The following is a 14,445-nucleotide window of genomic DNA, read 5'->3' as shown; positions in this document are numbered from 1 at the left end:
CCTTACCTGGCGAGCTTGGTGCGTACGGCCTTGGCCGCGGCCACAAGATGTTCGAGGCTTGGCCAGGTTTCGGCGTTGCCACGGGTCTTCAGACCGCAATCCGGGTTGATCCACACCTTTTCGACGTCCATCTTCTTCAGAATCTCGTAGATGCGCTCCTCGATCTCCTGCTCGGACGGGATGCGCGGCGAGTGGATGTCATAGACGCCAGGGCCGGCCTCGGTCTCGAAGTTGGCGTCGTGGATGGCGTCGAGCACCACAAGGTCGCCGCGGGATGCTTCGAAGGAGATCACGTCGGCATCCATGGCATCGATATCCTTGATGATGTCGTTGAACTCCGAGTAGCACATGTGGGTGTGGATCTGCGTGGTCGGCTTGACGGCGGAGTGCACCAGGCGGAAGGCCGGAATGGCCCAGTCGAGGTACTGCTTATGCCAGTCGGTCTTGCGCAGTGGCAGCTTTTCTCGCAAGGCGGCCTCGTCGATCTGGATGACCTTGATGCCGGCGGCCTCGAGATCGAGCACTTCGTCGCGGATGGCGAGAGCCAGCTGTTGGGTCTGCTGTTCGTGGGTGATGTCCTCACGCGGCCAGGACCAGTTGAGGATGGTCACCGGGCCGGTGAGCATGCCCTTCATCACATGGTCGGTGCGGGACTGCGCGTAGGCGCTCCATTCCACGGTGATCGGATTGGCGCGGGATACATCGCCCCACACGATCGGAGGCTTCACGCAACGGGTGCCGTAGGACTGCACCCAGGCGTTCTTGGTGAACAGGAAGCCGTTGAGGTTCTGACCGAAGTATTCGACCATGTCGTTGCGCTCGAACTCGCCATGCACAAGCACATCGAGGCCGATCTGTTCCTGATGCCTGATGCAGGCGTCGATCTGCGACTTCATGAACTCGTCGTACTCACCCTTGGTGATTTCGCCCTTGCGCAGCTTGGCGCGTTCGGCACGCACCTCCTTGGTCTGCGGGAAGGAGCCGATGGTGGTGGTCGGCAGCAGGGGCAGGCCGAGGGCTTCGCGCTGTTCCCTCTGGCGTTCGGCACGGGCCGGCTGACGAACGAAATCGTCGGCGGTCAGCGCTGCGAGCCGGTCGGCGACGGCCTGATCGGCGGCGACACGGGTGCCGTCGAAGAGTGCCTGGTTGGCTTTGAGTTCGGCGGATGCCTTCTTCTCATCCTCGCTGGCGTCCGCGAGCACAGCGATTTCATGCAGTTCATCGAGCTTTTCGACGGCGAAGGCGAAGTGCTTGCGCACGTCGGCGGCAAGGCCATCCTCGCCTTCGGTGCTGAACGGCACATGCAGCAGTGAGCTGGCGGTGGAGACCGCCACATTGTCGGTGACCTTCTTCAGCGCATCGACCAGACCGAGGCTGACGGCATAGTCGTTACGCCAGATGTTGCGTCCATTGACCACACCTGCGAAGATGGTGGTGCTCTCGGCGACGCCGTGCTTTTCGACGGCGGCGAGATTCTCGTCCTTGCCTTCGTTGAGATCCAGTCCGACGCCGTCGAAGCCAAGCAGATTCACGGTCTCGTAAATGTCTGCGATATGCCCGAAGTAGGTGTTGAGCAGGACCTTGATCCCGCCTTCGCGGGCGGGCAGGATTTTGGCGTACAGGGACTTGAACAGTTCCACGTCGCCCGGATCCTTGTCGAGCACAAGATACGGTTCGTCGATCTGGACCCATTCCGCGCCGAGTCCGGCGAACTTGGAGATGATTTCGGCATAGACCGCAGCGACCTTGTTCACGAGACCCTTGTCGTATTCGAGCTCTTCGGCCTGCGGGTTGCGGGCGAGCTTGAGGAACGTGTACGGGCCGATGAGCACCGGCTTGGTGGTGATGCCGAGTGCCTTGGCCTCAGCGAACTCATCGAACGGCTTGGTGCTGTTGAGCTTGATATCGGTGGCCGCATCGACTTCCGGCACAAGATAGTGGTAGTTGGTGGTGAACCACTTCTTCATCGGCAGAGCGGTCACATCGCCCTTGTCGCCCTGATAGCCACGGCCCATCGCGAACAGGGTCTCCTCCGGATTATCGAAGGCGAGACGCTGATAGCGTTGCGGGATGACATTCAGCAGGATGGCGGTGTCAAGCATCTGATCGTAGTAGCTGAAGTCATTGCTGGGGATCAGGTCGACGCCCGCATTCTGCTGCAGCTTCCAGTGCTTGGTGCGCAGCTCCTTCGCCGTGGCGCGCACTTCGTCAAGGGTGGCGTTGCCCTTCCAATACGCTTCAATGATCTTTTTCAGCTCGCGGTTCTGACCGATGCGTGGAAAACCGGAGACGGAAGTGAGAGCGGACATGAATCCTCCATCCGACATGAACAATGCAACCCGCCCAAACTATCACAGAAAGCCCTGCTATAAGGCATTAGGAAAATTTGAATGTCGTTATAGATCGGCCTTATATCAGGGATGATCCCGCGAAACGAATGCGACGAATACCATGGTAGCGTGGCTCACAAGAATCGCATTTCCTGAGGAGGGTGCAACGGTGGAGAAGGTCACGGCGGTGCGGACCATGAAACAGGAGATCGAAGAACGGCGTGCGGAGGAATCCGATGCGCAGATGGCCTCGCAGTCCGGACTTTTCCGCATGCGCGCCACTGTGTCGGGCATGGTGCAGGGTGTGGGATTCCGTTATTTCACCGTCATCGCCGCACAGAGACTGAACATCACGGGATGGGTGCGCAACATGCGCGATGGCAATGTGCAGCTGGAGGCTCAGGGATCACAGCAGGCGTTATTCGCCATGTACGAACGGCTCAGCGTGGGACCGAGGTGGAGCCGAGTGGAGCATGTGGCCACCGAGTGCATCCCCGTGCGGCATGGCGAACACGAATTCCGCGTATTGCGCGATGAATGATGCGATTGACGCCAATATAGGAACATGGAGGATTTCCTTCTTCGATTACCGGACACCGGTACAATCCAAAGCATACGGAGAAGGGATTGCCCATGTCGGATCGGAAAGCGGCAACGGTCGCGACACAAGCTGCCATATCGAAAAATTCAAAGCAGACGAAGGGAGAGAACGAATCAAAGCGTCCTGATTTTACAGGCACTTACTATCTCTTCCGACAGATCGACAAGGTCTATAGGCCGAACGAATATATCTTTACCCGAATCCATAAAGGCATATATAACGGAAGGTACATTGCTTTTTTGTTCTTCCGCTATTCATCAACAAATGTTTCCGAAGAATAAGGGAATGGCAAATTCCAAAGTGGACGCTCGAGCAAGGTCGCATGTATCTTCTGGAAAAGGATCTCAAGGGGATGAGGGAAGAGATCGATTATCTTGAGACCCAGTGGAATTCGGAATCCTCCGAGTCGGTAGAAGAACCAAGTTAGTCGAAATCCTTGGCGGCGAGCAGGGCGATAAGCTCGCCGCTGTGCAGCTGCCACTGGCTGAACGGCTCGTTCGAGCCGAACACGGCGATCGACGCCGGAGACATGCCCAGGTTCAACAGGTCGAGCAATGTCGGATCGGATTCGGAGCTGGCAATCCATTGACATGCGATCGATACGGTCGGCTCATGCCCGAGAATCAGCAACGTACGACGCTTCTCCTTGGTCTGCGCAAGCTCATCGAACACGGACTGCACGCCGCCTTCGTACAGGCTCTGCCGATAATCGACTTTCGGGTCATCGCCGAACACCTTGAGCATACGGTCACAGGTCTGACGTGCACGGGTCGCACTGGAACACGCTATACGATCGGGAGTCAGTTTGAAGGCCGCCAATCCTTTGGCCACAGCCTTCGCCTGCTTGCGACCCTTATCGGTCAGCTCACGGCCGGCGTCACCGCCATTGCCGAATGGCTCGGTTTTGGCATGACGCATCACCATCAGCACGTATTTGTAATCCTTGGCCTTTTTGGCAACCTTCTTCAGGCTTGTTCCCATGGCCGCATGCTCCCATCCTTGGTTCAGGCCTACAACGGCACCCTCTACATGTCTCATTGTCGCAGAACACGAGGCATGACCCGCGCATTACCCGCCGATTACGTTCACCTGCGCGTCGAGGTCGCGCAGCACCTTGCGCAGCTTGCGATCGGAAATGTCGCGTAGTTCGAGGTCTTCGAGCTGTTCCGCACGTTCCTCGGCACTCAGCGAGTCGATGTCGGTGGTCGTGTCCTTCGTGGCGCGGTCGCGCTTGCGCAGCGCCTGGAATCCCGGGGCCATGGCGCGTGAGATCATCAGGAAGCCGGTGTGGCCGATCATCTGGTGGTCAGGGCGAATCGCCAGCCCCTGCGCCTTCCAGTTGCGCTCCATCGTCTCCTGGATGTCCGGTTCGGTCCAACAGCCGGCCTCGCGCAACGCTTCGGCCAGTCGGCTCAGCTGCGTGGTGGTGGTCACATACGCCACCAGCACACCGCCGGGGGCCATCACACGATATGCCTGTTCGAGCCGGTTCCACGGGTCGAGCATATCGAGCATGATACGGTCGAAAGAATGCTCCGGCAGGCCGGCTGCGACCGAGTCGAAATCACCGGTCCTCAGATTCCACCATGCAGGGCGTTTGCCGAAATAGATCGTGGCGTTGGCTTCGGCCACACGCGCGAATTCAGAACGCATCTCGATGGTGGTCAGGCTGCCGCCCTCCCCCACCGCATCCAACAGATTGATGCTCATGGCACCCGAGCCGGCACCGGATTCAAGCACATTCATGCCGGAGCGGATGTCGCCGAGCTGGATCACCTGTGCGATGTCCTTCGGATACATGATCTGCGCGCCACGTGGCATGGACAGCACATAGTCGGCCAACCGAGGACGCATCACGGCGAATTCCCAGCCGCCGATGGCACGTGTGCCCTTCCACGGCTTGTTGGCGTCGCGCTCGGGATGTTCCCGGTTGATCTGCGCCTCGCGTTTGGCGCTGACCGTCACGATCACGGAGCCTTCCGTCCGTCCGATCACATCATCATGCAGGATGATGCCATGCGATGTCTGCGTTACTCCGCCCGGCACAAGCTGGTCGGTGATCTTGTTGGACCTACGGTCCGTGAACTGCACTTTCTCGCCGGCCTCAAGCGGTCCTCGACGCATCAATCGCTCCTTCATGGTGTTGCCGATCGTTCCGGATATTCATGCTACCGTACGGCGGACGTGCCGTTGGCCGGTGCGCTTGCCCGTTTCATGCCGCGTAGGCGTTCCAGCGTCCGTTCGCATGCGTGACCTGCAGCTCGAGACCGAACACCTGGCTGAGCCGTTCGGACGTAAAGCCATGTTCCAAGTCGCCGGTGTAGACGATGGTTCCCGGCGCCGGGTCGCTGCCGGCCACGTTATCCGCGTAGGCGTCCGCCTCATTGCCGGTGATGCGGCCCATAATCGCCACATGGTCGAAGCCCTGCGGAATCTCCTCAAGTCTATGCGTAACCAGCAGCACGGCACGATCGGATTCCTCCGCGCCGATGCGGCTCAGCGCACGCAACGCGATTTCCCTGCCTCCCAGGTCAAGGCCCGTGGTCGGCTCGTCGAGGATCAGCAGGTCCGGATCGGACATCAGTGCACGGCAGATGAGCACGCGGGTGCGTTCACCCTCCGAAAGCTTGAACATCATCTTGCCTTCAAGGTATTCGATGCCGAATTCACGCATAAGCGAGCGGGCCTTGGCATAGTCCTCGTCCGTGTAGGTATCGCGCCAGCGTCCGGTGGTGGCGGTCAACGCGGTCACAATCGCGTCGAGTGGATCCTCCTGCGGGGGGAATGCACGAGCCAGCTCGGCCGAGCTCAGGCCGATGCGGTTGCGATAGGAGAACACGTCGACTTTGCCCAGACGGTTGCCCAGGATGTCGACGGTGCCGCAGGAGGGGAATCCCCGCGTGCTCATCATCTGCACCAAGCTGGATTTGCCGATGCCGTTGGGACCGAACAGCACCCACTTCTCACCCTGTTTGATTTCGAGATTGACTTTGGTGAGAATCACACGCCTGCGACGGCGGAATTCCACGTCGGCAAGCCTCAGTGCGATGTTCCCGGTCATGTTTCGCTTCCCTCCCTGCTGATGTGATTGTGTCATATGAAACGCCTCCTGCCAGCATAGTGCGTTGGCGGGAGGCGTTGCTTCCGATCGCCTATCTATCGATCAATCGAATGCGATCCGCTCACTGCTGTTCGGCGAGCACATCCTCGTAGACCTTGACGGTCTTGTCGGCGATGGATTCCCAGCTGAAGTGGTCGCGGGCCCGTTCGTAGCCGGCCTGGCCCATCTGCTTGGCCTTGTCCGGATCGGCCATGATCCTGTTGATGGCATCGGCCATGTCATGCACGAACTTGTCCGGGTCGGTCGGGGTACCGGTACCGTCATGCAGCTGATCGATGGGCACCAAATAACCGGTCTCGCCGTCGACCACGACTTCCGGAATGCCGCCGGTGGCGGAGGCGACGACCGGCAGGCCGCAGGCCATGGCCTCAAGATTCACGATGCCGAGCGGCTCGTAGATGGACGGGCAGATGAACGCGTCGCAGCCATGTTCCAGGGCGTTGAGTTCCGGTTTCGGCAGCATCTCCTCGATCCAGATGATGTTGCCGCGCTCCTCATCGAGCTTGGCGAAGGCGGTCTTGACCTCCTCCATGATCTCCGGAGTGTCCGGAGCACCGGCGCACAGCACGATCTGAATGCCCGGATCGACGAAGTGCAGCGCCTTGAGCAGATACGGCAGGCCCTTCTGCCGGGTGATGCGACCGACGAACAGCAGAGTCGGCTTGCCGCGATCGATGTCGTAGCGTTCGAACACCTTCCATCCCGGGTCGTCATCAGCCGGGGTCTCGAACTGGCTCATGGTAATGCCGTTGTGCACCACAACCACCTTGTCGGGATCAAGATTCGGATAGGCGGTGAGGATGTCCTCACGCATGCCCGCCGATACGGCAATCACACGGTCGGCGTGCTCATAGGCGTCTTTCTCCGCCCAGGAGCTCAGATTGTAACCGCCGCCGAGCTGCTCACGCTTCCACGGGCGGAACGGTTCGAGCGAATGCGCGGTGATGACCAGCGGGGTGCCGTGCAGCATCTTGGCAAGGTAACCGGCCAGGCAGGCATACCAGGTGTGTGCGTGGATGATGTCGGCGTCAACGTCGTTGGCGATCTGCAGGTCGACGCCGAAGGTCTTCAGTGCGCCGTTCGCACCTTCCAACTCCTTCGGAACGTCGTAGCCCACGACCTTGAGCGAACCCTTCGGGTCATTGCCGGGAATGGCGGGGACATCGGCTTCGGCACGTGGACCGTCGAATGCACGGACGGTCACGTCGACGCGTTCCGCCAGCACCTTGGAAAGTTCTTCCGCATGTACGCCTGCGCCGCCGTACACCTTCGGTGGGTATTCTCGGGAAAGGATGTCAACCTTCATATCTGTACTCTCCTCTTCGAGTCAGGTAGTCGTTCCGTGTTCCACTTTAGGCCAAGACAATGCAAAACGCACGACTGTTGCATTCGTGTCACAACAATCGTGCATCTTTTCATAATCAGCCGCAACGTTTCAGAAACGTTTGCAACGCTTCTCCTGTCAGACGGCGGTGCCGTTCTGGTCAAGGTTCGGGTTGTGCTTCGGATTGCCGGCGGTGAAGAACAGGCTGACCACGCCAACCGCAAAGACGGCGGAAACCGTGGCGATGAGCCACATCGGATGCTGCGGAAGCCACATGACCACGAAGAAGGCGATGGCCGACAATGCGATCAGCGCCCAGCTGATCACGCGGAACCACTGGCGGGTGGAATGCGGAGCCTTGAACATCTTCGGATTCGTGTAGTCCGGATTGGTCGTCAGCAGGTTTTCCACCTCGTCGATTTTGCCGCCGGTCGGCTTCCACGGACCGTCGGTCCCCTCCCGCAGCCTGCGGGACTTCTCCTGCAACTGGTATTCGTCAAGCATTCCGGAGCGTGCACGGCCGTGGGTCTGGTCATACTGCTGCGGCACTCCCCTGCGGTTCTGCTTGGCCTGGGCTCGACGTTCTGCGCGGTTTGGCATTGAAGCACTCCTTTGTTACGTGTTGCTGCATGCCACTTTACCGCACACCTGCCGCTTTCCTTGTCCTCAGCACGCCATGTGGTCAATCTTGGGCGATTCAGGTTCGCAATACGGCGGGGCGGCCTCCCATCATGGTTCAGGAAGGCCGCCCTGTTGCGACTACGTTCGCCGATTATCGCATTGCCGTTCAGCGCGGCAACATCATCGGCCGTTTGGATGCGACGATCGGCGCCGGCAGTTCGGTGGAACCGGTGAGGTACTCGTCCACGGCGGCCGCACAGGAGCGGCCTTCGGAAATGGCCCACACCACGAGGCTCTGGCCGCGGCCGGCGTCGCCGCAGGCGAAGACGCCGTCCTGGGAGGTGGCGAACTTGTCGTTGCGCGCCACATTGCCACGACCGTCAAGCTTGACCGGCAGCTGATCCACCAGCGTGGAGGTGTCCGGATGCAGGAAGCCGACGGAGATGAGCACCAGGTCTGCCGGGATGACACGTTCGGTGCCCGTCTGGCGGGTGAACGGTCCGTTCTCACCGGGAGCGACATTCACGACCTTCAGACCGGTCACGTGGCCGGTCTCGTCCGACACGAAACCCTCGGTGGCTGTGGAGTTCTCCACCGTGACCCTGGCCTGTTCCTCCTCGGTGCCGATGAAATTCACCGAATCGGTGCTGTAGACGTATTCGGCACGCTGAGTCTCGAAGCCTTCATCCATGGAGGTGGTCTTCTGGTACAGGCGCGCGAAGGTCGGCCATGGCTGGCCGTCCGGGCGCTCGGTCGGCTCCTGAGGCATGATCTGCAGCACGGTGACGTCTTTCGCCCCCTGGCGGATGGAGGTGCCGAGACAGTCGGAACCGGTGTCGCCACCACCGATGATCACGACATGCTTGCCTTCGGCGGTGATGTCGTTGACCGGCTGGACTCCGTACACGCGACGGGTGGCATCGGGCAGGAAGTCCATGGCGAAGTGGATGCCCTTGAGCTCACGGCCCGGAATCTTCATATCACGCGGCACCGTAGAGCCGATGGCCACCACCACGGCGTCGTAGCGGGAGCGCAGGTCATCCCAGGAGATATCCTTGCCGATCTCCACGCCGGTGCGAAATACGGTGCCTTCGGCCTTCATCTGCTCCACGCGGCGGTCGATGAGTCGCTTGTCGAGCTTGAAGTTCGGGATGCCGTAACGCATCAGACCGCCGATGGCGTCATCGCGCTCGTATACGACCACGGTGTGGCCGGCGCGGGTGAGCTGTTGGGCGCAGGCGAGTCCGGACGGACCGGAACCGACCACTGCGACCGTCTGGTCGGTCAGTCGCTGCGGAGGCAATGGCTTGACGTAATCCAGATCCCACGCCTGATCGATGATCGTGCATTCGTCGTTCTTAATCATCGTCGGCGGCTGGTGGATGCCGAGCACGCAGGCGGACTCGCACAGTGCAGGGCAGATACGGCCGGTGACTTCCGGGAAGTTGTTGGTTTCGGACAGACGGTTGTATGCGTCCTCCCACTTTTCCTGGCGTACCAGATCGTTGAACTCCGGGATGATGTTGCCGAGTGGGCAGCCGTTCATGCAAAACGGGGTGCCGCAGTCCATGCAGCGGGCCGCCTGTTCGGTGGTCCACGGCTGCAGGCCGGATTCGGCGTGGACATCGAACCAGTCCCTGATGCGCTCCTCAATGGGGCGTTCGGCTAGTTCGCGACGGGTACGGACCTTCAGGAATCCACGAGGATCTCCCATGTCAGCGCGCTCCTTCCATAACCTGCTCGTACACCTGTTCCCAGACGCCGGGCGTATTGAAATCGATGTTGTTCTCCTCGGCGTCCCTCATCGCCTTCTGCATGGCGAGGAAGTGCTTCGGAACGATGTGGGTGAATCGCCCGGCATTGTTCTCCCAGTCGGCGAGGAGGTCTTCCGCGAAGGCGGAGCCGGTCTCTTCGGCATGCCTCTTGACGAGACCATGCACCAGTTCGTTCGTCTCGGCATCGAGTGGCTCGAACAGCAGCGCGCCGTTGGTGGCGGCCGCAGGATTGACCTGCTTCATGTCAAGGTCGAGCACGTACACGTTGCCGCCGGAGAAGCCCGCGCCGAGGTTGCGGCCGGTGGAACCGAGAATCACGACGGTGCCGCCGGTCATGTATTCGCAGCCATGGTCGCCCACGCCTTCCACCACGAAGGTGGCGCCGCCGTTGCGTACGCCGAAACGTTCGCCGGCGCGGCCGGCCACGAACATCTGGCCGGAGGTTGCGCCGAAACCGGTCACGTTGCCTGCGATCACGTTCTCATGCGGATCGAAGGTGATGCCCGATTCCGGACGAACCACCATGCGACCGCCGGACAGTCCCTTGCCTGCATAGTCGTTGACTTCGCCATATACGCGGATGGTCTCGCCGTGCGGGATGAACGCGCCGATGGACTGGCCGCCGGCGCCGTGGAACGTCATGTCGATGGTGTCGTCCGGCAGGCCTTCCTCGCCATAGCGTCTGGTGATCTCATAGCCGACCATGGTGCCGAGCGTACGGTACACATTGCGGATCGGCATCTCGATGCGCACCGGCTCCTTCTTGTCAAGGGCCGGCATGGCAAGCTCGATGAGCTTGTTGTCGAGCGCCTTATCGAGCTCATGATTCTGCTCGATGGTCCGGTGCAGGATGGTTCCCGGAATCGGCCCCGGTTGCATAAGCACGTTGCTCAGGTCGATGCCATCGGACTTCCAGCGCCTGATGGCCTCGTTCTGGTCGAGGCATTCGACATGGCCGACCGCCTCCTCCAGCGTGCGGAAGCCGAGCTGGGCGAGCAATTCGCGTACTTCTTCGGCGATGAACATGAAGAAGTTGACGACATGCTCCGGCTTGCCCGTAAAGCGGGCACGCAGTTCCGGGTCCTGGGTCGCGATGCCCTGCGGGCAGGTGTTCTTCTGGCAGGCGCGCATCATGACGCAGCCTTCGACGATCAGCGCGGCCGTGGCGAAACCGAATTCCTCGGCGCCAAGCAGGGCCGCGATCACGACGTCGCGGCCGGTCTTGAGCTCGCCGTCGCACTGTACGGTGATACGGGAACGCAGACCGTTCAGCACCAGCGTCTGCTGGGTTTCGGACAGGCCGATCTCCCATGGGGTGCCGGCATGCTTGATGGCGTTGAGCGGTGCCGCGCCGGTGCCTCCGTCGTAGCCGGAGATCAGCACCACGTCGGCATGGCACTTGGCGACGCCGGCCGCGATGGTGCCGACTCCGAATTCGGAGACGAGCTTGACATGGATGCGGGCCTTCGGATTGGCCATCTTCGCATCGTTGATCAGTTGCTTGAGATCCTCGATGGAGTAGATGTCGTGATGCGGCGGCGGGGAGATGAGCTCCACGCCCGGGGTGGCATGACGTACCTTGGCGATCCACGGCGGAACCTTGGCGCCCGGCAGATGTCCGCCTTCACCCGGCTTGGCGCCTTGGGCGAGCTTGATCTGCAAATCGGTGGCGTGCACGAGATAGTCGCTGGTCACGCCGAAGCGGGCCGATGCGATCTGCTTGATCTTGCTGTAACGCAGCGGATCGTTGATACGGTCCTCGGATTCGCCGCCTTCACCGGAGTTGGAACGCGCTCCGATGGTGTTCATGGCGATGGCGAGGGTCTCGTGCGCCTCCTGGGAGATGGAGCCATAGCTCATGGCACCTGTGGAGAATCGCTTGACGATCTCGCTGGCCGGCTCGACCTCGGAGATATCGATCGGCTTACGGTCGGACTTGAACTTCATCAGGCCGCGCAGCGTCATCAGGCGGTTGGAGGTGTCGTTGATGTGGTTCGAGTACTTCTTGAACATCTCGTAGTCGCCGCGTTGCGTCGACTGTTGCAGCAGGAAGATGGCCTCCGGATCGTTGAGGTGGTCCTCGCCAGTGCGACGCCATTTGTATTCGCCACCGGTACGTAGGTTGCGGTGCGGACGGGCGGTCCACTGGGTCGGATAGGCCACGCGGTGGCGGATGGCCACTTCTTCGGCGAGCTCGTCGAGGCCGACGCCACCCACACGGGAGGTGGTTCCGGTGAAATATTCGTCGATGACGTCCTTGTTCAGACCGATGGCCTCGAACAGCTGGGCTCCACGATAGCTCATGATGGTGGAGACACCCATCTTGGCCATGATCTTGAGCACGCCGGTGGACAGAGCGTCGGTCAGGTTCTTCACGGCGGTTTCGGCGTCCACGCTGAGATAGCCCTTACGCGCCAGATCCTCGACGGACTCGAAGGCCAGGTACGGGTTCACGGCCGCCGCGCCATAGGCGATCAGCAGCGCCACATGATGGACCTCGCGCACATCGCCGGCTTCGACCACCATGGAAATCTGCGTACGGGTGTGACGGCGCAGCAGGTGGTGCTGCACCGCTGAGGTAAGCAGCAACGACGGGATCGGACCCCAGGCGTAGTTGGAGTCACGGTCTGAAAGCACCAAGAAGTTGGAGCCGTTTTCGATGGCTTCGTCGATTTCCGCGAAAATTTCGTTCAGTCGTTCCTTCAGCGCCTTGCCACCGCCGGCGACCTGATAGAGGCCCTTGACGATGAACGGCCTATAGTATCCGCCGAGCGGCTTGGCCCGGTCGAGACGCTTGAGCTGCGCCATTTCGTCGGAGTTGAGCACGGGAAGCGGAATGAGGATCTTCTTGGCATGCAGCTCGGAATCGGCCAGCAGGTTCGGCTCCGGGCCGATGGCGGATTCGAGGCAGGTCACGATCTTCTCCCGCTCCCAGTCGAGCGGCGGGTTGGTGACCTGCGCGAACTTCTGGGTGAAATAGTCGAACAGCATGCGGCTACGGCTGGACAGCGCGGCCATAGGCGCATCATTGCCCATGGATCCCAATGGCTCCTTACCGGTGTTGGCCATCGGGGCAAGCAGGAGCTTCAGATCCTCTTCGGTGTAGCCGAAGGCGCGCTGGCGGCGCCGCACGGACTGGCCGGAGTGGTTGACATGCTCACGTTTGGGCAACTCGCTCATTTCGACGGAGTTGCCTTCCACCCACTGACGGTACGGGTGCTGGGAGGCAAGGGTCTTCTTGATCTCCTCGTCCGGGATGATACGGCCGTCATTGGTGTCGACGAGGAACATCCTGCCCGGCTCGAGGCGGCCTTTGGATACGATATGTTCCTCGGCCACCTCCGGCAGCACGCCGGTTTCGGAGGCGAGCACGATATAGCCGTCGTCGGTGAGCTGCCAGCGGCCCGGGCGGAAACCGTTGCGGTCGAGCAGTGCACCGACCTGCGTGCCGTCGGTGAAGATGATGTGCGCCGGGCCGTCCCACGGCTCGATCAGCGTGTTGTTGTACTCGTAGAACGCCTTGACGTCCGGATCGAGCTGGTCGTTCTTTTCCCACGCCGGCGGCAGCATCATGGAAATGGCATGGGGCATGGAACGGCCGGCCAGGTGGAGCAATTCGAGACATTCGTCGAAGGTGCCGGAATCGGAATAGCCCGGGGTGGCGATCGGCAGCAGCGGCTTGAATTCGCCGAGCAGCTCGGAGCTCAGTCGTCCTTCGCGGGCGGACAGCCAGTTGCGATTGCCCTGAATGGTATTGATCTCGCCGTTGTGGGCCAACTGGCGGAACGGCTGGGCCAGCGGCCAGCTCGGGAACGTATTCGTGGAGAAGCGGGAGTGCACGATGGCGATCTTGGCCTTCATGCGCTCGTCGGACAGGTCCAGGAAGAAGGGCTTGAGCTGCATGGTGGTGAGCATGCCCTTGTAGGTGATGGTGCGCGCGGACAGGGATGCGAAATAGATGCCTACCTCATGCTCCACACGCTTGCGGATGCGGAAGGTCCTGCGATCCAGTTCGATGCCCGCGAGCTGGCTTTCCGGGTCGGCCACGACCAATGTCTTGAACGCCGGCATGCTGGCAAGAGCCTGCAGGCCGAGCCCGTCCGGATTGGTCGGTACGACACGCCATGCGAGCACTTCGAGACCTTCTTCGCGCACGATCCTGGCGATGGCCTGCTCCTGCTGGCCGGAGGTGGCGATGTCACGGTCAAGAAACGCGATGCCGGCCGCATAGTGGCCTTCCTCGGGAAGCTCCACGCCCACGGTGGCGCGCATGAACTCGTCAGGCATGCTCATGAGGATGCCCGCACCGTCGCCGGTGTTCTCTTCGGCTCCGACGGCGCCACGATGGTTCAGGTTGACGAGCACCTCGATGGCATCATCGACGATTTTGCGTTCCGGACGCTTGTTGAGGGTGGTGACCATACCCACGCCGCAGGCGTCGTGCTCGGCGCCAGGATCATACATACCTTGGGAATCATGGATCGTGAGATCTAATGGGGCGTGGAAAGTCACCGAAACCACCTTCAATGTTTTTGGGCAAGAAAAGTCTTGCGGTTCTTTAGTGCGTGGTTTAGAATACCCTGTCCCTATGTCGTTGACGTTGCGGGTGTCCATATAACGAATCGACGGTATTGTCAATACCCACGTGCGGATTCTCCACCAAGCGTGCCGGA

Annotated in this window: 9 protein-coding genes; 1 reads left to right on the top strand and 8 read right to left on the bottom strand. The window is 60.8% G+C overall.

What is annotated here, in order from left to right; translation table 11 throughout:
- Positions 1–2 precede the first annotated feature (2 nt).
- On the bottom strand, positions 3–2,309 hold the full coding sequence (gene metE, locus BMOU_RS04910) for a 5-methyltetrahydropteroyltriglutamate--homocysteine S-methyltransferase (RefSeq protein ID WP_034875393.1): 2,307 nt from the start codon (positions 2,307–2,309) through the stop codon (positions 3–5).
- Positions 2,310–2,499: 190 nt separating this feature from the next.
- On the opposite strand from metE, the gene BMOU_RS04905 reads away from it, so the two are divergent.
- Entirely contained in the window at positions 2,500–2,871 is a 372-nt protein-coding gene (locus BMOU_RS04905; protein WP_235143707.1) for an acylphosphatase, read from the top strand.
- 483 nt (positions 2,872–3,354) lie between these two features.
- On the opposite strand, the gene BMOU_RS04895 is transcribed toward BMOU_RS04905, so the two are convergent.
- The 7 genes from BMOU_RS04895 to gltB all read right to left on the bottom strand — a co-directional run bounded on the left by BMOU_RS04895 (position 3,355) and on the right by gltB (position 14,284).
- Positions 3,355–3,912, bottom strand: a complete 558-nt coding sequence (locus BMOU_RS04895; RefSeq protein WP_034875389.1) for a SixA phosphatase family protein — start codon at positions 3,910–3,912, stop codon at positions 3,355–3,357.
- A gap of 87 nt (positions 3,913–3,999) precedes the next feature.
- A complete protein-coding gene (locus tag BMOU_RS04890; RefSeq protein WP_034875386.1) occupies positions 4,000–5,055 on the bottom strand; it encodes a tRNA (adenine-N1)-methyltransferase in 1,056 nt (351 codons plus the stop codon).
- Between the two features lie 88 nt (positions 5,056–5,143).
- Positions 5,144–5,992 carry an ABC transporter ATP-binding protein gene (locus BMOU_RS04885; RefSeq protein ID WP_171001953.1) on the bottom strand — a complete coding sequence of 283 codons (849 nt, stop codon included), beginning with the start codon at positions 5,990–5,992 and terminating at the stop codon, positions 5,144–5,146.
- A 121-nt stretch (positions 5,993–6,113) separates the two neighbouring features.
- Positions 6,114–7,358, bottom strand: a complete 1,245-nt coding sequence (gene glgA, locus BMOU_RS04880; RefSeq protein ID WP_034875382.1) for a glycogen synthase — start codon at positions 7,356–7,358, stop codon at positions 6,114–6,116.
- A gap of 156 nt (positions 7,359–7,514) precedes the next feature.
- Entirely contained in the window at positions 7,515–7,976 is a 462-nt protein-coding gene (locus BMOU_RS04875) for a DUF2975 domain-containing protein (RefSeq protein ID WP_034875380.1), read from the bottom strand.
- 187 nt (positions 7,977–8,163) lie between these two features.
- A complete protein-coding gene (locus tag BMOU_RS04870) occupies positions 8,164–9,711 on the bottom strand; it encodes a glutamate synthase subunit beta (RefSeq protein WP_034875378.1) in 1,548 nt (515 codons plus the stop codon).
- Between the two features lies 1 nt (position 9,712).
- Positions 9,713–14,284 carry a glutamate synthase large subunit gene (gltB, locus tag BMOU_RS04865; RefSeq protein ID WP_034875730.1) on the bottom strand — a complete coding sequence of 1,524 codons (4,572 nt, stop codon included), beginning with the start codon at positions 14,282–14,284 and terminating at the stop codon, positions 9,713–9,715.
- Positions 14,285–14,445 lie beyond the last annotated feature (161 nt).

This window comes from Bifidobacterium moukalabense DSM 27321 (genome assembly GCF_000522505.1).
In the GTDB taxonomy this organism is placed as follows: Bacteria; Actinomycetota; Actinomycetes; order Actinomycetales; family Bifidobacteriaceae; genus Bifidobacterium; species Bifidobacterium moukalabense.
This window is presented reverse-complemented; position numbering and strand designations above follow the sequence as displayed.

Excerpts from the sequence above, each read along its gene's own strand:
- BMOU_RS04890 (WP_034875386.1), bottom strand. The coding sequence starts at position 5,055 with ATGCGTCGAGGACCGCTTGAGGCCGGCGAGAAAGTGCAGTTCACGGAC.
- BMOU_RS04870 (WP_034875378.1), bottom strand. The coding sequence starts at position 9,711 with ATGGGAGATCCTCGTGGATTCCTGAAGGTCCGTACCCGTCGCGAACTA.
- metE (WP_034875393.1), bottom strand. The coding sequence starts at position 2,309 with ATGTCCGCTCTCACTTCCGTCTCCGGTTTTCCACGCATCGGTCAGAAC.
- BMOU_RS04885 (WP_171001953.1), bottom strand. The coding sequence starts at position 5,992 with ATGACCGGGAACATCGCACTGAGGCTTGCCGACGTGGAATTCCGCCGT.
- BMOU_RS04875 (WP_034875380.1), bottom strand. The coding sequence starts at position 7,976 with ATGCCAAACCGCGCAGAACGTCGAGCCCAGGCCAAGCAGAACCGCAGG.
- BMOU_RS04895 (WP_034875389.1), bottom strand. The coding sequence starts at position 3,912 with ATGGGAACAAGCCTGAAGAAGGTTGCCAAAAAGGCCAAGGATTACAAA.
- glgA (WP_034875382.1), bottom strand. The coding sequence starts at position 7,358 with ATGAAGGTTGACATCCTTTCCCGAGAATACCCACCGAAGGTGTACGGC.